This is a genomic window from Lysobacter sp. H23M47, assembly GCF_015209765.1.
GTDB lineage: Bacteria > Pseudomonadota > Gammaproteobacteria > Xanthomonadales > Xanthomonadaceae > Novilysobacter > Novilysobacter avium.
Map to the genome: position 1 here is coordinate 2127509 of NZ_CP063658.1, position 25496 is coordinate 2153004.

Consider the following 25496-nt stretch of genomic DNA (forward strand, 5'->3'; position numbering starts at 1 on the left):
GGATCAGCGGCCGCGCCTTGGAGCGAGATCTTCCCTGGTGAGGTAACCGTCGCGGTCCTCGTCAAGGAAGGCGAACATCTTGGCCTTGCCCGGCCAGGCCGCCTCGTATTCGGCGCGGCTCAGGCGCCCGTCGCCATTGCTGTCGGCTTCCTTGAAACGCTGGTCGAAGCGTTCGGCCGCCTTGCGCTGGAACTCTGCGCGACGACGATCACCGTCGGTCTGCAGTTCGCTGCGCACCAGGTAGCCGTCCTTGTTGGTGTCGATCTCGGCAAAGCGCTCGGCCAGCCGCGAGCCCTCGGCTTCCAGCTTGCTGATGCGTCCGTCCCCGTCGGCATCCAGGGCGATATGGCGAGCCATTCCGCCGTGACCACCCCAATGGCCCATGCGTCCGCCCCGCTCGCCGTCATGGCCACGGCGGGAACCACGTCTGGCGTGGCTTCGCTGCAGCTCGCTGCGCTCCAGCTTGCCGTCGCTGTTGCGATCCAGGCGATCGAAGTTTTCCACCAGGCGCGGGTGCCTGGCCGCTTCGTTGCGATCGATCACCCCATCCTTGTTGGCATCCAGGCTGAGCCAGCGGTCGTGGCGTGGGCTTTCGGCGCCGGCCTTGTCGGTCGCGGCCTGTGGCGATGCCAACGCGGCGCCCGCCACCAGCACGGCGACGGCGAGGGCGGACATCCGGATCATTGGGTGCTTCATGCGGGTTCTCCTGCATCGGTGCCAGTGCGGCACGGTCGCAAGGATCAACGTGTCGACCTCGCCGCCGTTGACCTGCGAGCCCAACCGCAGGTGAACGCCGCCGGTCCGGCGAGCTGCCGGTTGCACACGCCGGTGGGCGGAAAGCGGCGCTATGCTGGCCGCCATGGGTAGCGACACCGGCCAGGACATCGACGATCTACGGCTCTTCCACACGGCCGAGCATCCATGCGGCTATTGGCCGCAGCGCATTGCCCGCGACCTGGTCATGGACCCGCGCGACCCGCAGTTGGCACGCTGGTATCCGCAGGCGCTGCAGTGGGGATTCCGGCGTTCCGGCGACATCGTCTACCGCCCGCACTGCCAGGGCTGCCGTGCCTGCGTGGCGGTGCGCATCCCGGTCATGCGCTTCCGGCCCGACCGCAGCCAACGCCGCTGCCTTGCGCGCAACGCCGACGTGGTAATGCGGGTGCTCCCGCCCGAACGCACGCCGGAGCAGCTCGCGCTCTATCAGCGCTACCTCTCGGCACGTCACCACGGCGGCGGCATGGACGACCACGGCCCCAGCGAATTCGACCAGTTCCTGACGGGACGCTGGAGCAATGGCCGCTTCATCGAACTGCGCGATCCTGCCCCAACCGGTCCGGGCCGCCTGCTGGCGGTCGCGGTCACCGATGTGGTGCCTGCAGCGCTGTCGGCGGTGTACACGTTCTTCGACCCCGACGAGACCCGCCGTGGACTGGGTACGCTGGCGGTGCTGAGGCAAATGCAATGGGCGATCGAGCAGGGCTATCCGCACCTGTATCTGGGCTACTGGATCAAGGGCCACCCGAAGATGGACTACAAACGACGCTTCCGCCCGCTGGAGGGTTTCAACGGTCGCAACTGGCGCGACATGGACGCTGGAGAATCCACATGACCCCACGCCGTACCTGCACCCGACCCTGCACCCGACCCCGCCCGGACGGCCCTTTGACCTGGAGAACCGCACTTCGCTCGCTCGCCCTGCTCGTGCTGGCCCTGGCAGTGGGCGGATGCGTGCGGGTGTCAGTCCACGGCGACCGACAGGCCTACGAGGAAGCCCACCGCCCGATGACCGACACGACGCCCCTGCGGGTGGCCACCTACAACGTCTCGCTGTACAGCGAGGAGGCCGGCGGACTGATCCGCCAGTTGGAGGGCGAGGACACGCAGGCAGGGAAAATTGCCGCCGTGCTGCAGCGGGTGCGTCCGGACGTCGTGCTGCTCAACGAGTTCGACTATGACCCCGCGGGACGCGCCGCCGACCTCTTCCAGCAGCGCTATCTGGCGCGGCCGCAAACCGGCGGCGGCGAAGCGCTTGCCTATCCCTACCGATACCTGGCGCCGGTCAATACGGGCGTGCCCAGCGGCCTGGACCTGGACCGCAACGGCGAGATTGGTGGCAGCGGCCGCGACCGCGGCAACGATGCCTGGGGCTACGGCCTGCATCCCGGGCAGTACGGCATGCTCGTGCTTTCACGCTATCCCATCGACCCCGCGGCGGTGCGCAGCTTCCAGCACCTGAAGTGGAATGCCATGCCCGGGGCGCGCGCGCCGCTGGATCCGGCAACCGGCGCGCCGTGGTACCCGTCCCAGGTGTGGTCGCAACTGCGCTTGTCGTCCAAATCGCACTGGGACGTGCCCATCACCACGCCGCAGGGCATCGTGCACCTGCTTGCCGCCCATCCCACCCCACCGGTGTTCGACGGGCCGGAAGATCGCAACGGGCGGCGCAACGCCGACGAGATCCGGCTCTGGGCGGAATACATCAACCCCACCGGTGACCGGGCATGGCTGTGTGACGATCGCGGGAGCTGCGGCGGCCTGGCGGCGGATGCGGAATTCGTGATCGTGGGCGACTACAACGCCGACCCGGTCGATGGCGACGGCGTTCCCGGAGCGATCGCGCAACTGCTCGGGCATCCGCGCGTCAACGCACGCTTCGTGCCGCGCAGCACGGGCGCCGCGCCACGCGCCGCCGAGCGAGGACTTGTCCGTCGCGGCGACCTGCGCAGCCACACCGGCGACTTTGGCCCCGAAGGCGGCACGCTGCGTCTGGATTACGTACTGCCCTCGACCGGCCTGCGGGTCACCGACGGCGGCGTGTTCTGGCCTGCCAGCGGTGAGCCGGGCAGCGACATCGTCGACGCCAGCGACCACCACCTGGTGTGGCTCGATCTGGTGCCGGCCAACTGACCGGCGATAGGCTCAGGACCGCAATTACGCCTTCTTCGCCGCGCTTTTCCCGGCAGGTTTGGATCTGGTTTTCGGCTTCGGCTTCGGCTTCGGCTTGGCCGTCGAGTCGGATTTGGGTTTGGGTTTCGTTTTCGACCCCGGCTTGGCTTTCGACTCGGGTTTCGCCTTCGGCGCGGACTTCGCTGCGGTCTTGAGCTTCGGGTCCGGGTCCGGGTCCGGCGACGACCCGCTTGCAGCCGGGGCCGACACCGGCACCACGCCGGCCGCCTGCGCTGCCGGGACCAGGGACGAGACCGCGATGCGCGGGCCGAACCCGAATGACTCCTCGATACGCGCCGACACGATCAGCCGCACCATGCTGCCGGGGATCATGACCTCCAGCGCCACGGTGTCGCCGGCGGTGGTCTGGCCGTCCAGATCCATCTTGAACATCGCACCGCCCGTATCGATCGCGCGGCACACCACATGCGTGCCTGCGGCTCCTTCACGCAGGAAGGGCTTGATCACCTCGCCCAATGCCTCCAGCGCCTGCGGGAAAAAGAACACCGCGTAGCCGTTCATGTCTTCCATCCATCCTCCAGTTCTGGTTTTGTTCTTGGTGTCGCGCTGACTGTCAGCGCAAAGTAACCCCGAGCTGCGCGGCCGAGTTGCGTGCCTTCGCGCGGGCCTGCTCGACGTCGTCACCCAGGGCGAGCGTGACCGCGACCCGCCGCTGGCCATCCACCCGCGGCTTGCCGAACAGGCGCAGCTGGGTATCGGGCTCGGCGAGGGCGGCGTCGACCCCGCTGAACTCGGGCACGCCGTGGCCTTCGGCCAGCACCGCGCAGGATGCCGATGCGGGGCGGGTGCGGATAACCGGAATCGGCAGACCGAGGATCGCGCGCGCATGCAGCGCAAATTCGCTCAGGTCCTGTCCGGCCAGCGTCACCAGGCCGGTGTCGTGCGGCCGCGGCGAGACCTCGCTGAACCACACCTCGTCGCCCTTGACAAAGAATTCCATGCCGAACACGCCCCAGCCGCCCAGGTCGTCGCTGACCCTGCCTGCGATCGCCTCCGCGCGCTCCAGGGCCAGCGCCGACATCGGCTGCGGCTGCCAACTCTCGCGGTAATCACCGTCCACCTGGGTATGGCCGATGGGCGCGCAGAAGGTGGTCCCACCCGCGTGGCGGACGGTGAGCAGGGTGATCTCGTAGTCGAAGTCCACGAAGCCCTCGACGATCACCCGCCCCGCCCCCGTCCGCCCGCCGGTCTGCGCGATCTCCCAGGCCGGCTCGATTTCGGCGGCAGTTCGCACCAGCGACTGGCCCTTGCCCGATGAGGACATCACCGGCTTGACCACGCAGGGAATACCGATCGCGTCCACGGCGGCGCGGTAGTCCTCGAAGGTGTCGACGAAACGGTAGGGGGACGTGGGGACGCCCAGGGTCTCGGCGGCGAGCCGGCGGATGCCTTCGCGATCCATGGTCAGCTGCGCCGCGCGTGCGGTGGGAATCACCCGCGTCGCGCGGTCATCGGCGGCGAATTCGCGCTCCAGCTCGACCAGCGTCGACGTGGCGATCGCCTCCAGTTCCGGGACGATCAGGTCCGGGCGCTCGGCGGCCACCACGGCCCGGACCGCGGCGCCGTCCAGCATGTCGATGACGTGACTGCGATGGGCCACCTGCATGGCGGGCGCATCGGCATAGCGGTCGACAGCGATCACCTCCACACCAAAGCGCTGCAACTCGATCGCGACTTCCTTGCCGAGCTCGCCCGACCCCAGCAACAGCACTCGGAACGCACCCGGCGACAGCGGCGTGCCCAGGGTGATGGTGCCGGCAGGCGGCGCGGGGTTCTCGGTCATGGCGGTGATGGATCCAGTCAGGCAGCAAGGCGGGACAGTCTAACTTCGGCGCCGATAGTGGGCGCTTGATGCTTACTCCGATGCGGAGCCCGTGCGATCCTTCCCGGATGCCACCCAATCCGCCAGCCACCCTGCGTTCGCTGCTCCTCATCGCCCTGATGGCTTGCCTGGCGCCCGGCTGCGATGCACGCACGGATGCGGACAGCGATGCGCCGGAAGCCCGCCTGTCGGGGGTCCTGCTGGACATGCAGATGGACGAGATCAGCGGCCTGGCCGCCTCCCACATCCATCCGGATGTGCTCTGGATGCACGATGACGGCGGCAATCCGGCGCGCCTGTTTGCGGTCAGCACCCGCGGCCGGCGGCTGGCCACCTTCGGCATCGAGGACGTGGTGAAGACCGACTGGGAGGACATGGACGCCTTCGAATTCAAGGGCAAGCGCTACCTGCTGATCGCCGATACCGGTGACAACGGCGGCCTGCGACGCACCCTGCAACTGCACGTGGTCGAGGAACCGACGAGCCTGACCAATGCCCGGCTGAAGCCGGCCTGGTCGATCGCCTTCCGCTGGCCCGACGGCGCCCGTGACTGCGAGGCGGTGGCCGTGGACGCCGAGCGCGGAGAGATCCTGCTGATCTCCAAGAAGCGCGAGCCGCCGGAGCTTTTCGTCCTGCCGCTGCAACCACCCGACCGCGAGCTGTTGACCGCCGCCCGGGTAGGCCATCTTGCCGGCATCCCGGAGCCAGACCCGGAAACCCTGCGCCGGAATCCCAAGCGCGCGCGACTGGACGGCCAGGTCACCGCCGCCTCGGTATCGCCGGACCGGCGCACGCTGGCGGTCATGACCTACCGCTACCTGCTTCTCTATCCGCGCGGCGCGCAGCAGGATTGGGCAGCCGCGGTCGCCGGCACGCCTGGCACCAGCGTGTTGCCGTGGCTGCCGCAGGCCGAGGCCCTGGGCTGGTCGGCCGACGGCGAGAGTCTTTATGCAACGGGCGAATTCATCCCGGCCCCGCTGTACCGCATCACGCCGTGAACGTCCCTGCCCGCCCTTGGCGCGGGTGCTGATCGCCGGGGGGAGCCTCGTCATCAACGAGTCGAGCCGTCAATCCGCGGCACAGAGCGCGCACGGAATTTCTTGCCTTTCTGATATCAATTTGATATCACTCTTTCAGACCCAATTCCGAGAACCACCATGAAAGAGAACCCGACCCGTTCCCTCCCCGGCATTCCGGTGACACTCGCATTGTTGGCGCTGATGCTCGCAATGGCCTGGCTGGCAGTTGCCAGCATCAAACCTCTGCAGCCGGCGCCGCTGATCAGCTCGATCGTCGTGTTCGTGGCGGCGTTCATCGCGCTGTGTGGGCTCTACATGGTCGAGCCGAACCAGGCGGCCGTACTGAGCCTGTTCGGCCGCTACGTGGGCACGGTCAAGGAAAGCGGCCTGCGCTGGAACAATCCCTTCTACTCCAAGCGCAAGGTGTCCCTGCGCGTGCGCAACTTCGAAAGCGGCAAGCTCAAGGTCAACGAACTGGAGGGCAGCCCGATCGAGATCGCCGCGGTGATCGTGTGGGAGGTGGTCGATTCGGCCGAGGCGGTCTTCAACGTCGACGACTACGAGAGCTTCGTCCATATCCAGTCCGAGGCCGCGCTGCGTGCGATGGCCACCAGCTATCCCTACGACAGCGACGACAACGGCCTGATCTCGCTGCGCAGCCATCCGGTGGAGATCTCCCACCACCTGCAGGAGCAGCTCACCGAGCGTCTCAGCGCCGCCGGCGTGAATGTCATCGAGGCGCGCATCAGCCACCTCGCCTATGCGCCGGAGATCGCCCAGGCAATGCTGCAGCGCCAGCAGGCCAGCGCGGTGATCGCCGCTCGCACCCGCATCGTCGCCGGCGCCGTCGGCATGGTCGAGATGGCCCTGACCGACCTGCAGAAGAATGGCGTGGTCGAGCTGGACGAGGAGCGCAAGGCATCCATGGTCAGCAATCTGCTGGTGGTGCTGTGCAGCGAGCGCGGTACGCAGCCGGTGGTCAATGCCGGTTCGCTGTACTAGGTCCCGATGACACAGAAAAAAGGCTATGCACTGCGGATCAACGCCGAGATCCTCGCGGCCACGCAGCGCTGGGCGGACGATGAGCTGCGCAGCGTGAACGCCCAGATCGAGTACGTCCTGCGCGAAGCGTTGCGCCAGGCCGGGCGGCTGCCGGACAAGAAGAAACCTGCGAAAAAGGAGTGAGTGCGATGAGCGATCGCTGGAGTTATAAGGTGTTGGAGCTGAAGCCGAAGCTGCTGGGCGGCTCGGTGACGGTGCGGCTGGAAGACGAACTCAACCGCCTTGGCAAGCTGGGGTGGGAACTGGTGTCGGTGACCCATATGCATTTTTTGGAGCCGATCCGTTGTGTCCTCAAGAAGGAGAACTGATATGCACCTGCGATCCCTGTGCGCTGTCCTCGCCGTCCTGGTTTTCGCCGCGGTTCCCGCTGCCGCGGCGAGTGACCCGCCTTCCGCCAACGCGACGCCGGCGGCAGCCGCGCCGGCCGCCGGCGGGCCCGTGGCCATCGCGACCGGACTGCTCGACCAGCTCGATGCGGGTGATTTCGCCGGAGCCGAAGCCCGTTTTGACGCCCAGATGGCCGCAGCCGTGCCAGCCGCCAAGCTGAAAGAGCTGTGGGCTTCCCTGCCCGGCCAGGTGGGAGCGTCCAAGGGCCGCGGCGAGGCGAAGGTCAGCGACGCGGACGGCTTCAAGATGGTCGCCATTCCGCTGCACTACGAGAAAGCGGAGCTGTTGGCGCGGGTCGCGATCAACGGCAAGGGCGAGATCACCGGGTTCCTCGTCCAACCGGCGCCAGCTCCACAAGCCGCGGCCCCGGCGGCGGATGCGGCCTTTATCGAGCAGCCGTTCCAGGTCGGCACCGGCGGACGCAGCCTTCCGGGGACGCTGGCGCTGCCAAAAGGCACTCCCGCAGGGAACGGTTGGCCCGCGGTCGTGCTGGTCCATGGCTCCGGGCCGCATGACCGTGACGAGACCATCGGGCCCAATCGTCCCTTCCTCGACATTGCCCGCGCGCTGGCCGCGCAGGGAATCGCGGTGCTGCGCTACGACAAACGCACGATGGCGCGGCCGCAGGATTTCGCCGCCGGCGATTACACCGTCGATGATGAAACCACCAACGACGCGGTCCTGGCCGTCGCAGCGCTGCGCGGCACGCCGGGCATCGACGCTTCGCGCATCTACGTCCTCGGTCACAGCCAGGGCGCGATGCTGGCGCCACGCATCGCCCGCGAGGTCGCGCAGTCCGGCGCGCCCGTCGCCGGTCTGGTGATGTTGGCCGCTCCCGCCCGCCCGCTGCTGGACATCCTGCCCGAGCAGAACCGCTACCTGCTCCAGGCCGACGGTGACATCCTCCCCGCCGAGCAGGAATTCCTGGATGACCTCGACGCCAAGATCGCGCGCGTTCGCTCCGGCGAGGCGATGCCGGACAAGGACACACCGCTCGGTCTGCCCGCCGCATACTGGCGGGATTTCGACAGGATCGATCCGGTCGCCGATGCACTCGCCGTCGACGTGCCGATGCTGCTGCTGCAAGGTGGCCGCGACTTCCAGGTCATCGATACCGATTGGCAGATGTGGAAACGCGCCCTGGCCGGCGACTCCAACGCGACGCTCAAGCACTACCCCGCGCTCAACCATCTGGGCATCACCGGGAGCGGGCCCGGCAGCATGGCCGAGTACCAGCAATCCGGTCACGTGGACGCGGCCTTGATCGCCGATATCGCGTCATGGATCAATCAGCAGCGCGCGCCCAAGTGATTCCGCACCCCGCACACGCGCGCATTGGCTCTGTCGCAACCGCGGCGCTAACCTGAGCGGATGCGCGGACAACTCCCGGTTCTCATCAGAACCTCCCTGATCAACACCCCCGACATCGAGTTGTGGCCGCACGGATTGTTGCAGGCCCGCAGCAATCACGATGCCCGGCTGCTGGCACGGGCGCATCGCGTATTCCGACGCAAGCGCGATGGGCGTTATCTCGCCGCCGCTACTGCAGCCGGACTGGCGCCACTGCTGCACGGCTGGCAGCGCGAGCCCGGCATCGACGCGGCCATCGCGGCTCTTGCCGCGCACCGCGCTCCGCCAGCCGCGATCGGATCGCCCGCCCTTGGGCTGCCGCTGGACCGGCTGCAGCGGCTGTTGGACACACTCGGCATCGACGATGGGTACGGGCGGGAAACCCGGCTGCCACTGGTTGCCGAGCCGACCGAATTGGCCTTTGCCGGTTTCGACCGCTACCACCGCGCCCTGTGGCTGCAACACGGTGCAGCGCGGGCGTGGTCACGCATGCAGGCGGCTGCGCTGAATGATGACGTGGTGCTGGAGGCGATCTCCGGCTATCGCAGCCACGATTACCAGTTCGGCATTTTCCAGCGGAAGCTGGCGCGCGGGCAGACCGTCACCGCAATCCTTGCTGTCAACGCGGCGCCCGGCTACAGCGAGCACCATTCGGGCTGCGCGCTGGACATCGGCGCGCCGGGCGAACCTCCGGCCGAGGAATCCTTCGAGCACACCGGGGCGTTTGCCTGGTTGACCGCCCACGCCGGCGATCACGGCTTCCGCATGAGCTATCCGCGCGACAACCCCCACGGCATCGTCTACGAGCCCTGGCACTGGTGCTGGATCGGCGGGGCCGAGCGGTCCCGCTGCGACACTGCAGCGTAGTCAGCGCCTGAGCGAGGCGGCCGCCCACAGCAGCCAGCCAAGCATCATCAAGCCACCGCCAAACGGCGCCAGCATCGTTGGCGCGGCGAAGAAGTGCGCGCCAACCAGGCTGCCGGAAAACAGCAACGTGCCAGTCGCCAGGCAAGCCAGCCCGGCCAATCCGGGCGCGCGAACGGCGCGCGGTGCAAGCGCCGTGAGCGCTATCCCGTGGCCGAAGGCAAACCATGCCGCCGATTGCAGGCGTTGCTGGGCGGCGGGGTCGCCGGCGTGGACGGCGTAGGCGGCCAGCGCGATCGACAGGCCTGCCATCAAGGCGCCCACGCAAGCCAGCACTCTATTTGCGAGGGCGCGATCGGCTGCGGTAACAGCGCCGGCAGTTCGGGGATTCATGGCACTGCTCCGGCGCAAAAGGAGCCCGACGATAGCAGTCGGACCCGGACCACAAAAAAACGCGCCGCGGACAGCCGCGGCGCGTTCCTGGATCAGGCGTTGGCGGACTGGATCAGCGCAGCATCCAGTAAACCCGGAACTCGCCCTCGTCGATGAAGCCCTTCTCGATGCCCGCGTCCCATGACTCGTACGGACGTCCGGCGGTCTCCAGGCCCTGGGTCAGGACCCAGGCGCGCAGGGCGTCACGCACCTTCGGCATGTTGGCCATGTGGCCACTGAACGGGACCATCGCCACCCGGGCGGGCTCCTCGTACACGTGCTCGACCGGACCTTCCAGCTTGATGGAGAGCTTGCCTGCGGGTGCAGGCGCTTCGTCGGCGTCGGCGACCTTGTCGGCTTCGGTCTCGTCGCTCCTGGTCGCCGCAACGTCCTTGTCGTCGTCCTTGGCGTCCGCGGCACCGGACTTCTTGCGCACCGGCTGGGCCAGATCGAAGGAGTAGGTATCGGAACCGAACTCGTTGGTGATCACGCGCACCGGACCGTCGGCCTCGAGGTTGTTGGCCTTCATGACCTTGTCGATCCACTGCATGTTGTTCTTCATGGTGCGCTCGACGACGTCGTTGTTGCGCTCCACGGTCGTGCTCACCAGCAGCAGGTTCGCCGCCGGGCGCTCGACGATGCTGGGTGCGCGGGACGGATCGTCCTTGCTCAGCTCGGTGTAGTCGAAGTTGGGCACCGCGGCGAGCATGTTGCTCAGGCGGCTCAGGCTCATCTTCATCCTGTCACCCATGCCGCTGGCGACGTACATGCCCGCGTAGCGACCGAACAGGTTCATGCCGTAGTCGACGTCATAGGTCTGGGTGATGCGCACGTTGCGCTTCACCGCGCCCCGGCCGGTCGGCTCCAGCTTGAAGGTGGTGATCTTGTTGGTGCCCGGCTCGTTGTTGGTGATCTCGTAGGTCACGCTCTTGCCGGGAACGCTGTCGACCAGTTTCCAGCTGCCGCTGCCCACGGAACGCTCATCGGAGCTGTAGTCCAGCTGCGCGCCAGGGCCGGACTTGGGACCGGAAATCTTGATGTCCATCGCCGGATCGTGCAGCGGCAGCACGTTCCATTGCTGGAAGCGGGCGAAGCTGTTGATCGTGTCGTAGACGATCGTCATCTTGCGATTGGTTTCCACCGACTGCTCGATGTGCCGGTGCGAAGGCAGCAGGAATCCACCGATAACGAACAGGGCGGCAACGATCGCCAGCGAAATCAACACTTCAATCAGACGGGTCATACAGGTTCTCTCCAGGGCCGGACCCGGAACGGGACGAGGGCGCAGACCGGCAATCCTAACAAGGAAACCGCTCCGGCCGCAGCCCGCAGGGATGACTTAATCAGGTCATTAGGCCGCAGTCAGACCAACTGCAGCTCAAATGCCTTCAACACCGCACGCGTACGGTCGCGTACACCCAGCTTGGACAGGATGTTGGAGACGTGGTTCTTGATGGTGCCCTCGGCCACTCCCAGCGAGTTGGCAATCTCCTTGTTGGAGAAGCCGCCGGCCATCAGGCGCAGGATCTCGGTTTCGCGGTCGGTCAGTGGATCGGGCTTCTCCAGGCTGACAAATTCGTTGCGCATGTGCTCCAGTCCGGACAGCAGGCGCTGGCTCATCGCGGGCTGGACCAGGGACGCGCCGCCGGCAACCGTCTGGATGGCGCCGACCAGTTGCTCCAGCGAGACATCCTTGAGCATGTAGCCCTTCGCGCCGGCCTTGATCCCGGCCAGCACCATCTGGTCATCGTCAAAGGTGGTCAGGATGATGGTCGGAGGCAGTTCGCCGGTGCCGGCGAGCGCCTGCAGCGCCTCCAGGCCGGACATCACCGGCATCCGCATGTCCATCAGGACGACGTCGGGGCCGATCCTGGGGATCATCTCCACCGCCTGGCGGCCGTCGCTGGCCTCCGCCACCACCTCGATGCCCTCGGCCAGCGACAGCAGCGAGCGCACGCCCTGGCGGACCAGGGTCTGATCGTCCACAAGCAGGACCCGGATCGGCCTGTCTGCGCGGATGTTCTTCATGTGCCTGTTCCCTGGATGGTGGCCGCAGCAGATACCGGCAGTGCTACCTGCAGCCTGAATCCGGCCTGGGGCCGGGTGTCGATGCTCAATTCTCCGGCGAACTCCGCCAGCCGCTCGCGCATACCGCGCAAGCCGTTGCCGATGACCACCTGCGCAGCTCCCCGACCATCATCGCGCGCGTCCATGAGGATACGCCCGTGCTCGTGCCACAGGCGGATCCACAGGTTCTTCGCGTTGGCGTGGCGCGCCACATTGGTGATGATCTCCTGGGTGCAGCGCAACAGCACCTGCGCCCGCTCCGGGTCATCCAGGCTCAGCGGTTGCTCGATGTCCATGTGAATGGCAAGGCCAGGCACGTTCTCGGCCAGCGGTCGCAGGGCGACGCCGACGTCGATCGCCCCGCCCGTGCGCAGCTGGCTGACGGCCTCGCGCACGTCCGTAAGCAGCAACCTGGCCAGGGTGTGGGCCTGGGTGACGTGGTCCAGCGCCCGCCCCTGGGTCAGGTGGCCGGCGACTTCCAGGTTCAGGCTCAGCGCCGTGAGGTGATGGCCGAGCAGGTCATGCAGCTCGCGGGAGATCCGGGTGCGCTCGTTGACCCGGGCGCTCTCGGCCAGCAGCAGCCGCGTCGCCTGCAGCTCGGCGTTCAGCCGCCGCTGCTCCTCCCGGGCCTGCGCCTGCTGCATCGCCACCAGCGCCGTCACGAAGACGAAACTGGAAAAGCCCGCGTACAGCAGGGATTGGACGACGGCGATCAGCGGCGGGAAGTTCCATGGCGCGCCGACGAATACCGGGATAACGGTCATGTTGCTGGCCACCAGCCAGGCCACTCCGACCCGCACCGGCAGCAGCCAGGGCAGCAGGCCGGCGACCACCATCAGCAGGACGCTGCCCAGCCCGGTGCCGGAGAAATAGCTGACGCCGATCGCGCAGCCTGTGAGCACCAGCAGCAGGACGTGATCCACCCAGTTGCGGCGTTGCTGGCCCAGCGAACGGGTGATCCACCAGTAGACCGCGCCAAATGTCAGGTACACCGCCAGCCAGCGGCCGATGACCAGGTTGAGGGCGGGCTCGTCTTCCCCGCCCTGCCGGATGATGGACGGATCGTAGACAATCGATACCAGCCAGACGCCCAGGATCGCCCAGGTGAACAGTCCGGCGTATCGCAGCAGTCGGGTATGGTTGAGGCGTCTCAGCATTCCCGCATGCTACCGGCATCACGGCGCTCGCGGCCGCCGTCGAAAGTCACGCTGAACAGCGGATGGCGCCTGTTTTCGCCGGTCCCGCAGAGTCGCCCGCGCCACGACTGCATGCGATAATCGGCCAGCTGAACACTGGCAATGACGCACCAACCTCCTGGAGTATCGGAATGTCGATCGTCGTCCGCGACGTGCAAGAGCACGAACTGGATTCCGTCCTCGCCCTGAACAACGCCGCCGGTCCGGCCATCCTGCCGCTGGACGCCGCGCGCCTGCGCTACTTCTTCGAAACCGCGGAGTATTTCCGCGTGGCCGAGCGCGACGGCACCCTCGCCGGCTTCCTGATCGGCATGGGCAGCCACGCCGACCACGACAGCAGCAACTTCCGCTGGTTCCGCGAACGCCACCCGAACTTCTTCTATATCGACCGCATCGTTGTCGCCAGCCGTCGCCGTGGCGGTGGTGTGGGCCGCGCGTTCTATGCCGATGCGCAGAGCTACGCCGAGCTGCGCTACCCGCACATTGCCTGCGAAGTGTTCCTGGAGGGCACCAACGATCCGGTCCTGCTGTTCCATGGCAGCTTCGGCTTCCGCGAGGTCGGCCAGCACGTGATGCCCGGTACCGGGATCCGCGCGGCCATGCTGATGAAGGAGCTGTGCAGCTTCTCCTGGGTCAAGGAGACCTACGGCCGCAACCTGCCCCACGTGGCCTGGGCGTCGGCGCGCGAGCTGCCGGCCGGACGCATGTCCGCGCGGTCCACCGGTACGGGTCATTGAGTTCGGTATTGGATTACGAGCCGGCGGGTGAGCTGAAGATCGGCCAGGTCGGGATCGCCAACCTCCGTATCCGCAGCCTGGATGTCGAGCGACTGGCCGCGGAGATGAAGGACCGCGTGCAGCGCGCACCGAACCTGTTTTCCCGCGCTGCGGTGGTGCTCGATTTTGGCGGGCTGGCGCAAATGCCCGATACCGATACCGCGCGCGCGCTGATCGATGGGCTGCGCAGCGCCGGCGTGCTGCCCGTGGCCCTGGCCTACGGCACCACGGAAACGGAGCGCCTCGCCGAAGCGTTGCAGCTCCCCTTGCTGGCAAAATTCCGCGCCCAGTACGAGCGCGCCGACGCGCCGGCCACCAGCCCAGCCGAGTCGGCGCCGGTTGCGCGCAAGGTCGACACGGCGCCCGCGCCGGCCGCGTCGCGCGAGGACGCGCACGGTCCGGGACTGGTGCACTTGCCGCTGGTGCGCTCCGGCCAGCAGGTCTACGCCGACAATCGCGACCTGACCGTCATCACCGGCGTCGGCGCCGGCGCGGAAGTGATCTCCGATGGCTCGGTGCACATCTACGGACCGCTGCGCGGCCGCGCCCTGGCCGGTGCCAGGGGCAACGAGCAGGCGCGTATTTTCTGCCGCGAGTTCCATGCCGAACTGGTCGCCATCGCCGGTCATTACAAGGTTCTTGAAGACATCCCCGCCGACCTGCGCGGCAGGCCGGTGCAGGTATGGCTGCAGGATGGCCAGATCCATCTTGCCGCGCTGGATGCCGCATGAGCCACGAACCGTGCATGCTGTCCCCCGTCGCCACGTCGCACACCGCCACAGGCGGCAGTGACGCGGACTGCGCCGCCCCCGCGCGCGCAGTACCGGCCGGTCACCCACCGGCGGCGTTTCCCCTTGCGCACCACCCCATCATTTGGAGGATTTGAACTTGGCCGAGATCATCGTTGTCACTTCGGGCAAGGGAGGCGTCGGCAAGACCACGACCAGCGCCAGCCTCGCCTGCGGCCTTGCCCGCCGCGGCCACAAGGTCGCGATCATCGATTTCGACGTCGGCCTGCGCAACCTGGACCTGATCATGGGCTGCGAGCGGCGGGTCGTTTATGACTTCGTCAACGTGGTCAATGGCGAGTCCACGCTCAAGCAGTCGCTGATCAAGGACAAGCGCTTCGAGAACCTGTTCGTGCTGGCCGCATCGCAGACACGCGACAAGGACGCGCTGACCCTGGAAGGCGTGGAGCGCGTGCTCAACGAACTGGCCGCCGACGGTTTCGACTACATCATCTGCGACTCCCCGGCCGGTATCGAGAAGGGCGCCTACCTCTCGATGTACTTCGCCGACCAGGCCCTGGTGGTGGTCAACCCGGAAGTGTCCTCGGTACGCGATTCCGACCGTATCCTCGGCCTGCTCGCATCCAAGACACGCCACGCTGAGAAGGGCGAGCGGATCAAGGAGCACCTGCTGTTGACGCGCTACAGTCCCAAGCGGGTGGAGAGCGGCGAGATGCTCAGCATCACCGACGTGGAGGAGATCCTCGGCCTGAAAGCCATCGGCGTGATCCCCGAGTCCACCGATGTGCTCAACGCCTCCAACAAGGGCGAGCCGGTGATCCTGGACACCGAGTCCGACGCGGCCCAGGCCTACGACGACGCCGTGGCCCGACTGCTGGGCGACACCCGCCCGATGCGTTTCATAAGCCCCGAGAAAAAGGGCTTCTTCAGCAAGATGTTCGGAGGATAGTCATGGGTCTGTTCGATTTCCTGCTGGTCAAGAAGCAGACCGCCTCGGTCGCCAAGGACCGGCTGCGGATCATCGTCGCCCACGAGCGCGCAACCCGCGGTGGCCCGGACTACCTGCCGATGCTGCAACGCGAGTTGCTCGAGGTCATCCGCAAATACGTCAACGTGGACGCCGACGCGGTCAAGGTCGACCTGCTGGGCGAGGGTGACGACAAGGTGCTGGATATCTCGGTCTCGCTGCCGGAAAGCGCGGCGGTCGCCAACAGCTGACGCGTGCGGCAGCTGCTTCCCTGCCCGCGACGCCGACACAGGTCGCGGGACGTTCGCCGGTGCCCTGGCCACACCGGCGGTTTCCTGTGAAGCCGACGGCATGCTGACCTTGTCCGACATCGGCTTCGAGACCCCGGCCCGCCTGCTGGCGGGCTACGGCCTGCGCCTGGTCGAGGTGGCGGATGGCGAGCCGATCCCCGGCAGTTACTGGGGCGATACCGAGGCCGGGCTGATCGGCGAGAGCGTGTTCGCCCGCGGCGACACGCCGGTGCATTCGCTGTTGCACGAGGCCGGCCACCTGATCGTATTGCCGCCCGCCGACCGTGCGGTGGTGCACACCGACGCCACCGACTCCATCGAGGAAGAGGACGCGGTCTGCGTGCTGCAGGCGTTGCTGGGTGATGCCCTGCCCGGCGTCGGCGCCGAACGCATCCTGGCCGACATGGACGCGTGGGGTTACACCTTCCGCCTGGGATCCGCGGCGGCCTATTTCCACCGCGATGCCGACGCCGCCTGGCACTGGCTCGCGGCGCGCGGGCTCGTGGATCCGGTTGCGCGCACGCTTGCGCCCCACGCGCCCGGGACCTAGCCTTCGGGGGTTGGCGTCATCGCGGCGCTCCGAACCCAGAGGTGAGATTCGATGAAGCCCATCCGCGCCGTGCTCGCGCTGAGCATCGCCATTGCCGTCCTCGGCCTGGCCGCCTGCGAGAAATCGCCAACCCCCGACTCCTCCGCGCCTGCGACCGGCAGCACCGCGCCGGCCAACGAGACCGCCGACCAGTTCATCGCCCGCATCAACGGCGAGTGGAAGGCGATGCAGCCGGAGCTGACCAAGCCGCAGTGGCTGTCCAATACCTACATCAACGACGACACCGAGTTCCTGGCGGCAAAGTCGAACGAACGCTACCTCTCGCAACTGAACCAGTGGATCGAGCAGGCCAAGGGTTTCGAGGGCCAGCAGATGACGCCGGAGACCGCGCGCGCGATCCAATTGCTGAAGCTGTCCACGTCCATGCCCGCCCCCAGCGATCCGGCCAGACTCGCCAAACTGGCCGGCATCGCCAGCAAGATGGAAGGCGCCTACGGGTCCGGCGAGTACTGCAAGGGCGAGGGCGATGCGCGCAGCTGCCGCCAGCTGGGCGAGCTGGAAGACGTCCTGCGCACCAGCCGCGACTACAACGACCAGCTGGATGCCTGGCGCGGCTGGCACACCATCGCCCAGCCGATGCGCAAGGATTACGTGCGTTTCGTCGAGCTGGTCAACGAAGGCGCGGGCGACATGGGGTTCGCCGATGCCGGCGAGATGTGGCGCTCGGGCTATGACATGAGCCCGGTCGAGCTGGCCGCCGAAACCGACCGCCTGTGGGGCCAGGTCAAGCCGCTCTACGAGCAGCTGCACTGCTACGCACGCACCCGCCTCGACGCGAAGTACGGCAAGGACAAGGGCGAGGTTGCCGGCGGCATGCTGCCCGCGCACCTGATGGGCAACATGTGGCAGCAGGAGTGGGGGAACCTGTGGGACGTGCTGGTGCCGTATGAGAACGCCGGCTCGATGGACATCACCGGGGCACTGGAAGCGCGCTACGACGAGATCCACCGGCAGAAGCTGGCCCAGAATGGAGCCGACCGCAGCCCCGCGCACCTTGCCCAGTTGGAGGTGGAAGCAAGGGACGCCTCCGCGCGGCAGATGACCAAGCGGGCGGAGGACTTCTACCTTTCGCTGGGGATGGACAAGCTGCCCGACAGCTACTGGCAGCGCACCCAGTTCATCAAGCCGCGCGACCGCAACGTGGTCTGCCACGCCAGCGCGTGGGACATGGACATGAAGGGCGACGTTCGCACCAAGATGTGCATCAAGCCGAACGAGGAAGAGTTCACCACCATCTACCACGAGCTCGGCCACGTGTATTACTACATGGCCTACAACGACCAGCCGCCCCTGTTCCAGACCGGCGCGCACGACGGCTTCCACGAATCCATCGGCGACACGATCGTGCTGGCGATGACCCCGAAGTACCTGGAGTCGATCGGCCTGGCCAGCGCCCAGCAGCAGAGCGAGGAAGCGCTGGTCAACGCGCAGATGCGCATGGCGCTGGCCAAGGTGGCCTTCCTCCCGTTCGGGCTGATGATCGACCGCTGGCGTTGGGGCGTGTTCGACGGCTCCATCCAGCCGGACCAGTACAACAAGGCGTGGTGGGACCTGAAGGCCAAATACCAGGGCGTGGCGCCGGTGGAGGCGCGCGGCGAGGAATTCTTCGATCCGGGCGCCAAGTACCACGTGCCAGGCAACACGCCCTACACCCGCTATTTCCTCTCGCACGTGCTGCAGTTCCAGTTCTACAAGTCGCTGTGCGAGGCGGCAGGCCATACTGGTCCGCTCAACGAGTGCAGCTTCTACGGCAACAAGGCCGCGGGCGAGAAATTGCAGGCGATGCTGGCCAAGGGCGCAAGCCAGCCCTGGCAGCAGACCATGAAAGAGTTGACCGGCGGGGAGAGCATGGATGCCAGCGCGGTGCTGGAGTACTTCGCCCCGTTGCAGGAGTGGCTGCAGCAGCAGAACGAAGGCCAGACCTGTGGCTGGCAGGCAAGTGCCGCAGCGAACGCTCCGCCGGCGTCGACCGCGGATCCGGCGACGTCGCCGGCGCCGGCGCGTGCCGATGACGGCGTCAAGCCGGCTCAGGCCAACGTCAAGGGCTGAGCTGCGGCACCGGCGGCCGGCAGCTCAGATCGAGTCGCCCGGCACCCGCGCGCCGGTGCGCGAGCGGCCTGACAGCGGCCTGGAGGACATCGACTCCCACAGCCAGAACAGCCAGCCGATCAGGACCAGCGCCGCGGCAGCGATCGCCAGCGACAGGGCGCTGCCGCTGAGCCACGGCGAGATGATGCCGGCCACCACCGCGTTCAGCACCAGTGAGGTGAACGCCTGCAACGAGGACGCCGCGCCGCGCATGCGCGGGTACATCTCCAGGATCGCCAGGGTCACGATCGGGAACACCAGGGCGATGCCGAACGCGTTCAGGCTGATCGGGATCATCGCCCAGGGAATCTGCGGGGCGTCGCTCAACAGGTTGAAGATGAGCCCCAGCGTGACCGCAAAGCCGGAGACCGAGAAGCCGATCGCCACCAGCGTCGAGCCGCGGATGCGTCCGGCGGCGCGGCCGGAGGTGAACGCGCCCAGCACCATGCCTCCGATCATCGGGATGAAGAACCAGCCAAAGTCGCCCGGACCCATGGGCTCGCCGTTGCGTTGCAGCAGGTCCAGCACGAAGGCCGGCGCGGAGGCGATGAACAGGAACAGCGCCGAGAAGTTGAACGCCGCGCAGGCGGCCAGGCGCTGGAAACGCGGATTGATCAGGATCGCCTTGTAGTCGCGCAGCAGCCGGGAGGGCACCAGTGGCAGCCGCGCCTGGACCGGATGCGTCTCCGGCAGCAGCCACCAGGTGACCGCCAGCAATACCGCCGAGAACACGACCAGGAACCAGAAAATCGTCGACCAGTGGCTCCAGCCGAGGATCCAGCCGCCGATGATCGGCGCGATCGCCGGGGCGATGCCGAAGATCATCGACACGTGGCTCATCAGGCGCTGGGCGTCGTCGCCCTGCAGCACGTCGCGGATCACCGCCCGGCCGACGATCAGCCCGGTGCCCGCCGACAGTCCCTGCAGCGCACGGAACACCAGCAGCGTATCCAGCCGGGTCGACATCGCGCAGCCGACGGAGGCCAGGGTGAAGATCGCCAGGCCGCCCAGGATCACCCGGCGCCGGCCCCACGCGTCCGACAGCGGCCCGTGCAGGACGCTGGTGACGGCATACGCCACCAGATAGACGCTTATGGTCTGCTGCATTGCCAGCTTGTCCGCACCGAACTCCGCGCCCATGACCGGGAACGCGGGGAAAATGGTGTCGATGGCGAAGGGGCCGAACATCGACAGCCCGGCCAGGATCAGGGTGAGCCGGGCCAGGCTCACCGGCTTTTGCGATGTGTCCACGGAAATCCAGCGGTCGAACGACCCGTCATGGTAAGGGCTGGACGTGCTCCGCGTAGCGTTGGCGGCGACGCCGGTGTGCCGACCCGGAAACAGGGTGCCGGCCGGGCGGTCCGGGCCGTGGCGGCTGCCGCCCCCGTGGTGCTGCATCGCCTATAATCCACGCAGGTAAATACATCCGGTGGGAGAAGCGGATCGCGCCCCGACAGGCCGCCCCGCTGCCGAAGACGCAACGCCCGTAATCGTTCAGGCTCCCGTACCACCGGCTGTGAACCACTCTGGAGAGACCGGTTGAATCCGGCGCCGAAGGGGCACGAAGCGCAGACCCGGACCGGGTCGGCTTCCAAAACTCTCAGGCAAAAGGACAGAGGGGCGAGCGGGGATTCCCGTGGCGCAAGCCAGGGACCCGCAAGCGTCCGTCGGCCAGGAGGCGGGCGGCGTGCGAACGTCCTTCCCGCGGTCACGCACCGCACCCAGCCAACGGACCCCTGACATGAGCCACGACACCCCACTCTCCCTGCGCGAGCTTGAGCATCACGATGCGTTCGTGGCGCGCCACATCGGCCCCAACGACGCGGAAATCGCGCAGATGCTGCGCGTGGTCGGTCACGAGTCGCTGGACGCCTTCACCGATGCGATCGTGCCCGGCTCGATCCGCTCGCCAGACCCGCTGGCGCTGCCCACGGCAGTGACCGAAGTCGACGCGCTGGCCCGGATCCGCGAGATCGCCGAGCGCAACCGGGTGTTCCGCAGCTTCATCGGCCAGGGCTATTACGGCACCCACACGCCCAACGTCATCCTGCGCAACATCCTCGAGAACCCGGGCTGGTACACCGCCTACACGCCTTATCAGGCCGAGATTTCGCAGGGCCGGATGGAGGCACTGATCAACTTCCAGACCATGTGCATGGACCTCACCGGCATGGAGATCGCCAACGCGTCCCTGCTCGATGAGGGCACGGCGGCGGCCGAGGCCATGACCCTGGCGCGCCGGTCCAGCCGCGCCAAGAGCAATGTGTTCTTCGTCTCCAGCGGCGTCCACCCGCAGACCATCGAGGTGATGCGCACCCGCGCCGAACCGCTGGAAATCGAGCTGGTAGTGGGCGATGACGCCGACGCAGCGCAGACCGATGCCTTCGGCGTGCTGCTGCAGTATCCCGACACCTTCGGCCGCGCCAACGACTACGCCGAACTGGCCGAGGCGGTGCACGCCCGCGGCGGCCTGGTCGCTGTCGCCGTGGACCTGCTCGCCCTGACGCTGCTCAAGGCGCCCGGTGAATGGGGCGCGGACATCGTGGTCGGCAACACCCAGCGCTTCGGCGTGCCGTTCGGCTTCGGTGGTCCGCATGCCGCGTTCATGGCCTGCCGCGACGCCTACAAGCGCTCGATGCCGGGCCGCCTGATCGGCGTGTCGGTCGATGCCGAGGGCAACCCGGCCTATCGCCTCACCCTGCAGACCCGCGAGCAGCACATCCGCCGCGAGAAGGCGACCAGCAACATCTGCACCGCGCAGGTGCTGTTGGCGGTGATGGCGGCGATGTACGCCGTCTACCACGGCCCGGATGGCCTGATCCGCATCGCGCGCCGCACCCACCGGCTGGCGGGCATCCTGGCCGGCATCCTGCGCAACGCGGGGGTCGCCGTCGGCGAGGACTTCTTCGACACCCTGCACCTGACCGGGGTGGACGCGGCCGACATGCACCACCGCGCCGCGCAGGCGCACATGAACCTGCGCGTGATCGATGCCAGCAGCATCGGCATCAGCTTCGACGAGACCACCACGCGCGAGGACGTGATCGCGCTGGCCGGGCTGTTTGGCGTGCAGATCGACCTGGACCGCATCGACGAGCTGGATGCCGGCACCGCCGACGCCCTGCCGGCTGGCCTGCTGCGCGAATCCAGATTCATGACCCACCCGGTGTTCAATACCCACCACAGCGAGCACGAGATGCTGCGCTACATCCGCTCGCTGGCGGACAAGGACCTCGCGCTGGACCGGACCATGATCCCGCTGGGCAGCTGCACCATGAAGCTCAACGCCACCGCCGAGATGATCCCGATCACCTGGCCGGAGTTCGCCAACATCCACCCGCTGGCGCCGGCCGACCAGGCGCTGGGCTACAAGGAGCTGATCGACGGCCTGGAGGCGATGCTGGCGGAGATCACCGGCTATGACGCGGTCAGCCTGCAGCCCAACTCCGGCGCCCAGGGCGAGTACGCAGGCCTGCTCGCGATCCGCGCCTGGCACCGCGCCAACGGCCAGGAGCAGCGCGACATCTGCCTGATCCCCGAGTCCGCCCACGGCACCAACCCCGCCTCCGCGCAGCTCTGCGGGCTGAAGGTCGTGGTGACCAAGTGCGACGCCAACGGCAACGTCGATGTCGAGGACATCCGCGCCAACGCCGAGAAGTATTCGGACCGGCTGGCCGCGCTGATGATCACCTATCCCTCCACCCACGGCGTGTTCGAGGAAGGCGTGGTGGAGATCTGCGAGATCGTCCACGCCCACGGCGGCCAGGTCTACACCGACGGCGCCAACATGAACGCCATCGTCGGCCTGGCCCAGCCGGGCAAGTGGGGTTCGGACGTGTCCCACCTGAACCTGCACAAGACCTTCTGCATCCCGCACGGCGGCGGCGGTCCCGGCGTGGGCCCGTGCGCGGTGAAGTCGCACCTGGCGCCCTACCTGCCGCGCGCGTTCGGCGGCCAGGGCGAGGTGGGCATGGTCAGCGCGGCGACTTTCGGGTCGGCCTCGATCCTGCCGATCAGCTGGATGTACATCACCCTGATGGGCCGCGACGGCCTGCGCCGGGCCAGCGAGATCGCGATGCTCAACGCCAACTACGTGGCCAAGCGTCTGGAGCCGCACTACCCGACCCTGTACACCGGTCGCAACGGTCTGGTCGCGCACGAGTGCATCCTGGACCTGCGTCCGCTGGAGAAGGCCACCGACGTCAGCGCCGAGGACGTGGCCAAGCGGCTGGTGGACTTCGGCTTCCACGCCCCGACCCTGAGCTTCCCGGTCGCCGGCACGCTGATGGTCGAGCCGACCGAAAGCGAGTCGCTGCACGAGCTGGACCGCTTCATCGACGCGATGATCCAGATCCGCGAGGAGATCCGGGCCATCGAGGACGGGTCGCTGGACCGTGAGGACAATCCGCTCAAGCATGCGCCGCACACCGCGGCGCAGGTCAGCGCGAGCGAGTGGTCGCACGCCTACCCCCGCGAGCTGGCGGCCTTCCCACTGCCTTCGCTGCGGCAGCAGAAGTACTGGCCGCCGATTGCCCGCGTGGACAACATCTACGGCGACAAGAACGTGTTCTGCGCCTGCGTGCCGATCAACGAGTACGAAGGCGAGATCGAGGCGTTCAGCGAGCCGATGGTGTCGTGATCGGGTTGGTTCTTACCGGCGCTTGACCGACTGCCAGTCCAAAAAAAGCCCCGCATTTGCGGGGCTTTTTCTTAGACGGCATCAGGCGAGGGCCGACCGCATCGCGTGGGTGCTCGTTTTGTTCAGCATCAACACGGACGCACGGGGCCACCCAGCAGGGTTTCCAGCACCGCCATCCGCACCGCCACGCCGTTGCGGACCTGGCGCAGGACCAGCGATTGCGGCCCATCGGCGACCTCGTCGGTGATCTCCACCCCGCGGTTGATCGGCCCGGGATGCATCACCACCGCATCCGGCGCCGCGTGTCGCAGGCGGCTGGCGGTGAGGCCGTAGTCGCGGTGATAGTCCTCCAGCGAGGACACCAGCCCTTCTTCCATCCGCTCACGCTGCAGGCGCAGCATCATCAGCGCATCCACGCCTTCCAGCGCGGCGTCCAGATCGTGGCTGACGGTGCACCCCGCCAGGGTGGCGTCAGCGGGCAACAGCGTCGGCGGCGCACACACGCGGATTTCCCCGGCGCCCAGCGTGCGCAGCGCGTGCAGGTCGGAGCGGGCGACGCGCGAATGCTTCACGTCGCCGACGATCAGCACCTTGAGGCGGCTGAAGTCGGCCCCCTTGGCCTGGCGCAGGGTCAGCATGTCGAGCAGTCCCTGGGTGGGGTGATCGCTGCGGCCGTCGCCCGCATTGACCAGTGCGGTGCCCGGTCCCGCGGCGGCGGCCAAGGCGGCCACGCTGCCATCCTCGTTGTCGCGCACGATGAACCCGCGCACGCCCATCGCCTCGATGGTGCGCAGGGTGTCGCGCGCGGTTTCGCCCTTGCGGGTGGACGAGGTGGAGACATCGAAGTTGAGCACGTCCGCCCCGAGCCGCTGTGCGGCCAGCTGGAAGCTCAGGCGGGTGCGGGTGGATGCTTCGAAGAACAGTGTGCAGATCGCGATCCCGGCCAGCGCGGCGCGGTCACCCTCGCCGTCGACAAGGCACTGCGCACGATCCAGCAAAGCGATCAGTTGTGCGCGCGGCAGGTGTTCCAGGCTGAGCAGGTGGCGCAGAGGCTCGAGCACTTCGTTTGCTGTGTTCATGCGGTCTTTCCGGGGTCTGTCGTGGCGGTGCCGGACGCGGTCGGGGGATCGTCGCCGGTCGGCACGACCGCGCGGATGTCGATGGCATCGCCGGGCGCGCCCATCCAGCGATCCACGATCACCGCCGCCGCCATGGCGTCCAGGGCCACGGCATCGCGACGGCGTCTCTGGCCCTGCGCGCGCGCGCGGGCAAAACGCTGCGCCGCTTCCATCGAGCTGGACCGCTCGTCCACCAGCAGCACCTGCCGGCGGTAGCGGGACTGCAATTGCCGGGCGAACCCGTGCGCCCGCTCACGAGCGGGCTGGCTGCCGCCATCCAGGGTCAGCGGATCGCCGACGATGAACCCATCGGGCCGCCATTCGCGATACAGACGGTCGACTGCCGCCCAGTCCGGGCCGGCGGCGTGCACGTCGACCACCGCCAACGCGCGCGCCTGCCCTGCGAGCGGCGTGCCCAGCGCAACACCGATGCGCCGCGAGCCGACGTCGAAACCCAGCACGCTGCCGTCGCCGCGGATCGCCGGCAGGGCGTCAGCGGGAGATTCCGCCTCATCGCTCCCGCTCATGCGCGGCCGGAATAGCCAGCCAAGTGGGCGAAGTCCACGCCGATGCGCCCGGCGGCGGCCTCCCAGCGCGCTTCCAGCGGCACGTCGAAGAGCAGCTCCGCGTCTGCCGGTGCGGTCAGCCAGTCGTTGTCGGTCAATTCCTGCTCCAGCTGGCCGGCGCCCCAGCCCGCACAGCCCAGCGCGACCACGGCATTGGCCGGGCCCTCGCCGCTGGCCATGGCTTCGAGGATGTCGCGCGAGGTGGTGAGCGAGAGTTCATCGGTGATGGTCAGGGTAGAGTCCCAGCGGTTGCCCCCGTCGTGGAGGACGAAGCCACGCTCCGGATGGACCGGACCGCCGGCCAGGACCACCCGCGCGCGCAGCGCATCACTGCCGCCGTCGATGCTCATCTGGCCGAGGACTTCGCCCAGCGTGTACTCCGAGGCGCGGTTCACCACGATGCCCATGGCACCGTCCTCGTCGTGCTGGCAGATCAGTGCGACCGAGCGTGCGAACGCGCCCTCCTCAAGCGCCGGCAGGGCGATCAACAATTGATTGGCAAGGGGTGTGGGGCCAGAATCCAT

General features: G+C 67.6%; 25 protein-coding genes, 1 pseudogene and 1 riboswitch. Of the genes and pseudogenes, 15 read left to right on the forward strand and 11 right to left on the reverse strand.

From position 1 onward, the window contains the following. Positions 1 to 3 precede the first annotated feature (3 nt). Positions 4 to 696, reverse strand: a complete 693-nt coding sequence (locus INQ43_RS09625) for an EF-hand domain-containing protein (protein WP_194036296.1) — start codon at positions 694 to 696, stop codon at positions 4 to 6. A 151-nt stretch (positions 697 to 847) separates the two neighbouring features. On the opposite strand from INQ43_RS09625, the gene INQ43_RS09630 reads away from it, so the two are divergent. Continuing rightward, positions 848 to 1612 carry an arginyltransferase gene (locus INQ43_RS09630; protein WP_194034061.1) on the forward strand — a complete coding sequence of 255 codons (765 nt, stop codon included), beginning with the start codon at positions 848 to 850 and terminating at the stop codon, positions 1610 to 1612. Between the two features lie 53 nt (positions 1613 to 1665). Then, positions 1666 to 2910: an endonuclease/exonuclease/phosphatase family protein gene (locus tag INQ43_RS09635; protein WP_228062475.1), complete on the forward strand. Its 1245-nt coding sequence runs from the start codon at positions 1666 to 1668 to the stop codon at positions 2908 to 2910. 24 nt (positions 2911 to 2934) lie between these two features. Here INQ43_RS09635 and INQ43_RS09640 read toward each other — a convergent pair whose 3' ends face one another. Together INQ43_RS09640 and purT are read right to left on the reverse strand one after the other, a co-directional pair. After that, the gene (locus INQ43_RS09640) at positions 2935 to 3480 is read right to left on the reverse strand and encodes a hypothetical protein (RefSeq protein ID WP_194036298.1); all 546 of its coding nucleotides are present in this window, start codon (positions 3478 to 3480) and stop codon (positions 2935 to 2937) included. A 43-nt stretch (positions 3481 to 3523) separates the two neighbouring features. Further along, positions 3524 to 4753: a formate-dependent phosphoribosylglycinamide formyltransferase gene (purT, locus tag INQ43_RS09645; protein ID WP_194036299.1), complete on the reverse strand. Its 1230-nt coding sequence runs from the start codon at positions 4751 to 4753 to the stop codon at positions 3524 to 3526. 107 nt (positions 4754 to 4860) lie between these two features. On the opposite strand from purT, the gene INQ43_RS09650 reads away from it, so the two are divergent. The 6 genes from INQ43_RS09650 to INQ43_RS09675 all read left to right on the forward strand — a co-directional run bounded on the left by INQ43_RS09650 (position 4861) and on the right by INQ43_RS09675 (position 9477). Then, positions 4861 to 5790 carry a hypothetical protein gene (locus INQ43_RS09650; protein WP_194034065.1) on the forward strand — a complete coding sequence of 310 codons (930 nt, stop codon included), beginning with the start codon at positions 4861 to 4863 and terminating at the stop codon, positions 5788 to 5790. Positions 5791 to 5949: 159 nt separating this feature from the next. Continuing rightward, positions 5950 to 6813: an SPFH domain-containing protein gene (locus tag INQ43_RS09655; protein ID WP_194034066.1), complete on the forward strand. Its 864-nt coding sequence runs from the start codon at positions 5950 to 5952 to the stop codon at positions 6811 to 6813. Between the two features lie 6 nt (positions 6814 to 6819). After that, positions 6820 to 6996 (forward strand): Arc family DNA binding domain-containing protein, encoded by a 177-nt coding sequence (locus tag INQ43_RS09660; RefSeq protein ID WP_194034067.1) that lies wholly within the window; start codon positions 6820 to 6822, stop codon positions 6994 to 6996. A gap of 5 nt (positions 6997 to 7001) precedes the next feature. Continuing rightward, positions 7002 to 7181, forward strand: coding sequence for a DUF4177 domain-containing protein (locus INQ43_RS09665; protein WP_193984142.1), 180 nt, complete (start codon positions 7002 to 7004; stop codon positions 7179 to 7181). Between the two features lies 1 nt (position 7182). Next, a complete protein-coding gene (locus INQ43_RS09670) occupies positions 7183 to 8571 on the forward strand; it encodes an alpha/beta fold hydrolase (RefSeq protein WP_194034068.1) in 1389 nt (462 codons plus the stop codon). Positions 8572 to 8631: 60 nt separating this feature from the next. Then, positions 8632 to 9477, forward strand: a complete 846-nt coding sequence (locus INQ43_RS09675; RefSeq protein WP_194036300.1) for a M15 family metallopeptidase — start codon at positions 8632 to 8634, stop codon at positions 9475 to 9477. Here INQ43_RS09675 and INQ43_RS09680 read toward each other — a convergent pair whose 3' ends face one another. The 4 genes from INQ43_RS09680 to INQ43_RS09695 all read right to left on the reverse strand — a co-directional run bounded on the left by INQ43_RS09680 (position 9478) and on the right by INQ43_RS09695 (position 13130). Beyond that, positions 9478 to 9867, reverse strand: a complete 390-nt coding sequence (locus INQ43_RS09680; protein WP_228062476.1) for a DUF423 domain-containing protein — start codon at positions 9865 to 9867, stop codon at positions 9478 to 9480. Positions 9868 to 9979: 112 nt separating this feature from the next. Beyond that, entirely contained in the window at positions 9980 to 11149 is a 1170-nt protein-coding gene (locus INQ43_RS09685) for an SRPBCC family protein (protein WP_194034070.1), read from the reverse strand. A 119-nt stretch (positions 11150 to 11268) separates the two neighbouring features. Next, entirely contained in the window at positions 11269 to 11934 is a 666-nt protein-coding gene (locus INQ43_RS09690) for a response regulator transcription factor (RefSeq protein ID WP_194036301.1), read from the reverse strand. Then, a complete protein-coding gene (locus INQ43_RS09695) occupies positions 11931 to 13130 on the reverse strand; it encodes a sensor histidine kinase (protein ID WP_194034072.1) in 1200 nt (399 codons plus the stop codon). Before INQ43_RS09695 ends, INQ43_RS09690 begins: the two co-directional genes overlap by 4 nt. A 170-nt stretch (positions 13131 to 13300) precedes the next feature. On the opposite strand from INQ43_RS09695, the gene INQ43_RS09700 reads away from it, so the two are divergent. The 6 genes from INQ43_RS09700 to INQ43_RS09725 all read left to right on the forward strand — a co-directional run bounded on the left by INQ43_RS09700 (position 13301) and on the right by INQ43_RS09725 (position 18610). Further along, positions 13301 to 13906 (forward strand): GNAT family N-acetyltransferase, encoded by a 606-nt coding sequence (locus INQ43_RS09700; RefSeq protein ID WP_043957399.1) that lies wholly within the window; start codon positions 13301 to 13303, stop codon positions 13904 to 13906. Continuing rightward, on the forward strand, positions 13903 to 14676 hold the full coding sequence (gene minC / locus INQ43_RS09705) for a septum site-determining protein MinC (RefSeq protein WP_194036302.1): 774 nt from the start codon (positions 13903 to 13905) through the stop codon (positions 14674 to 14676). The genes INQ43_RS09700 and minC overlap by 4 nt, the downstream gene beginning before the upstream one ends. A gap of 157 nt (positions 14677 to 14833) precedes the next feature. Continuing rightward, complete coding sequence (minD, locus tag INQ43_RS09710; protein WP_194034074.1) at positions 14834 to 15643, forward strand: septum site-determining protein MinD; 810 nt, start codon at positions 14834 to 14836, stop codon at positions 15641 to 15643. A gap of 2 nt (positions 15644 to 15645) precedes the next feature. Further along, positions 15646 to 15912, forward strand: a complete 267-nt coding sequence (minE, locus tag INQ43_RS09715) for a cell division topological specificity factor MinE (protein WP_043957401.1) — start codon at positions 15646 to 15648, stop codon at positions 15910 to 15912. Positions 15913 to 16012: 100 nt separating this feature from the next. Further along, entirely contained in the window at positions 16013 to 16501 is a 489-nt protein-coding gene (locus INQ43_RS09720; protein WP_194036303.1) for a hypothetical protein, read from the forward strand. Positions 16502 to 16552: 51 nt separating this feature from the next. Continuing rightward, positions 16553 to 18610 carry a M2 family metallopeptidase gene (locus INQ43_RS09725; RefSeq protein WP_194036304.1) on the forward strand — a complete coding sequence of 686 codons (2058 nt, stop codon included), beginning with the start codon at positions 16553 to 16555 and terminating at the stop codon, positions 18608 to 18610. A gap of 24 nt (positions 18611 to 18634) precedes the next feature. On the opposite strand, the gene INQ43_RS09730 is transcribed toward INQ43_RS09725, so the two are convergent. After that, complete coding sequence (locus INQ43_RS09730) at positions 18635 to 19837, reverse strand: multidrug effflux MFS transporter (protein WP_255518497.1); 1203 nt, start codon at positions 19835 to 19837, stop codon at positions 18635 to 18637. 328 nt (positions 19838 to 20165) lie between these two features. After that, a riboswitch (glycine riboswitch) is annotated at positions 20166 to 20275 on the forward strand. 115 nt (positions 20276 to 20390) lie between these two features. Between INQ43_RS09730 and gcvP the strand changes: the two genes are divergently transcribed. Continuing rightward, positions 20391 to 23288 carry an aminomethyl-transferring glycine dehydrogenase gene (gene gcvP / locus INQ43_RS09735; RefSeq protein ID WP_194036306.1) on the forward strand — a complete coding sequence of 966 codons (2898 nt, stop codon included), beginning with the start codon at positions 20391 to 20393 and terminating at the stop codon, positions 23286 to 23288. A gap of 128 nt (positions 23289 to 23416) precedes the next feature. On the opposite strand, the gene INQ43_RS09740 is transcribed toward gcvP, so the two are convergent. The 3 genes and pseudogenes from INQ43_RS09740 to INQ43_RS09750 all read right to left on the reverse strand — a co-directional run bounded on the left by INQ43_RS09740 (position 23417) and on the right by INQ43_RS09750 (position 25496). Next, complete coding sequence (locus INQ43_RS09740; RefSeq protein WP_194034079.1) at positions 23417 to 24367, reverse strand: aspartate carbamoyltransferase catalytic subunit; 951 nt, start codon at positions 24365 to 24367, stop codon at positions 23417 to 23419. Positions 24368 to 24459: 92 nt separating this feature from the next. Continuing rightward, a pseudogene (gene ruvX / locus INQ43_RS09745) lies at positions 24460 to 24933 on the reverse strand (Holliday junction resolvase RuvX); the annotation flags it as partial. Then, entirely contained in the window at positions 24930 to 25496 is a 567-nt protein-coding gene (locus tag INQ43_RS09750; protein WP_194034081.1) for a YqgE/AlgH family protein, read from the reverse strand. The gene INQ43_RS09750 and the pseudogene ruvX, both read right to left, overlap by 4 nt.

What these genes read in the sequence shown, in the direction of transcription:
- INQ43_RS09625 (WP_194036296.1), bottom strand. Translation starts at nt 696, where the DNA reads ATGAAGCACCCAATGATCCGGATGTCCGCCCTCGCCGTCGCCGTGCTG.
- INQ43_RS09630 (WP_194034061.1), top strand. Translation starts at nt 848, where the DNA reads ATGCTGGCCGCCATGGGTAGCGACACCGGCCAGGACATCGACGATCTA.
- INQ43_RS09640 (WP_194036298.1), bottom strand. Translation starts at nt 3,480, where the DNA reads ATGGAAGACATGAACGGCTACGCGGTGTTCTTTTTCCCGCAGGCGCTG.
- purT (WP_194036299.1), bottom strand. Translation starts at nt 4,753, where the DNA reads ATGACCGAGAACCCCGCGCCGCCTGCCGGCACCATCACCCTGGGCACG.
- INQ43_RS09650 (WP_194034065.1), top strand. Translation starts at nt 4,861, where the DNA reads ATGCCACCCAATCCGCCAGCCACCCTGCGTTCGCTGCTCCTCATCGCC.
- INQ43_RS09655 (WP_194034066.1), top strand. Translation starts at nt 5,950, where the DNA reads ATGAAAGAGAACCCGACCCGTTCCCTCCCCGGCATTCCGGTGACACTC.
- INQ43_RS09660 (WP_194034067.1), top strand. Translation starts at nt 6,820, where the DNA reads ATGACACAGAAAAAAGGCTATGCACTGCGGATCAACGCCGAGATCCTC.
- INQ43_RS09665 (WP_193984142.1), top strand. Translation starts at nt 7,002, where the DNA reads ATGAGCGATCGCTGGAGTTATAAGGTGTTGGAGCTGAAGCCGAAGCTG.
- INQ43_RS09670 (WP_194034068.1), top strand. Translation starts at nt 7,183, where the DNA reads ATGCACCTGCGATCCCTGTGCGCTGTCCTCGCCGTCCTGGTTTTCGCC.
- INQ43_RS09675 (WP_194036300.1), top strand. Translation starts at nt 8,632, where the DNA reads ATGCGCGGACAACTCCCGGTTCTCATCAGAACCTCCCTGATCAACACC.
- INQ43_RS09680 (WP_228062476.1), bottom strand. Translation starts at nt 9,867, where the DNA reads ATGAATCCCCGAACTGCCGGCGCTGTTACCGCAGCCGATCGCGCCCTC.
- INQ43_RS09685 (WP_194034070.1), bottom strand. Translation starts at nt 11,149, where the DNA reads ATGACCCGTCTGATTGAAGTGTTGATTTCGCTGGCGATCGTTGCCGCC.
- INQ43_RS09690 (WP_194036301.1), bottom strand. Translation starts at nt 11,934, where the DNA reads ATGAAGAACATCCGCGCAGACAGGCCGATCCGGGTCCTGCTTGTGGAC.
- INQ43_RS09695 (WP_194034072.1), bottom strand. Translation starts at nt 13,130, where the DNA reads ATGCTGAGACGCCTCAACCATACCCGACTGCTGCGATACGCCGGACTG.
- INQ43_RS09700 (WP_043957399.1), top strand. Translation starts at nt 13,301, where the DNA reads ATGTCGATCGTCGTCCGCGACGTGCAAGAGCACGAACTGGATTCCGTC.
- minE (WP_043957401.1), top strand. Translation starts at nt 15,646, where the DNA reads ATGGGTCTGTTCGATTTCCTGCTGGTCAAGAAGCAGACCGCCTCGGTC.
- INQ43_RS09720 (WP_194036303.1), top strand. Translation starts at nt 16,013, where the DNA reads ATGCTGACCTTGTCCGACATCGGCTTCGAGACCCCGGCCCGCCTGCTG.
- INQ43_RS09725 (WP_194036304.1), top strand. Translation starts at nt 16,553, where the DNA reads ATGAAGCCCATCCGCGCCGTGCTCGCGCTGAGCATCGCCATTGCCGTC.
- INQ43_RS09730 (WP_255518497.1), bottom strand. Translation starts at nt 19,837, where the DNA reads ATGTTCGGCCCCTTCGCCATCGACACCATTTTCCCCGCGTTCCCGGTC.
- gcvP (WP_194036306.1), top strand. Translation starts at nt 20,391, where the DNA reads ATGAGCCACGACACCCCACTCTCCCTGCGCGAGCTTGAGCATCACGAT.
- INQ43_RS09740 (WP_194034079.1), bottom strand. Translation starts at nt 24,367, where the DNA reads ATGAACACAGCAAACGAAGTGCTCGAGCCTCTGCGCCACCTGCTCAGC.
- INQ43_RS09750 (WP_194034081.1), bottom strand. Translation starts at nt 25,496, where the DNA reads ATGGATTCTGGCCCCACACCCCTTGCCAATCAATTGTTGATCGCCCTG.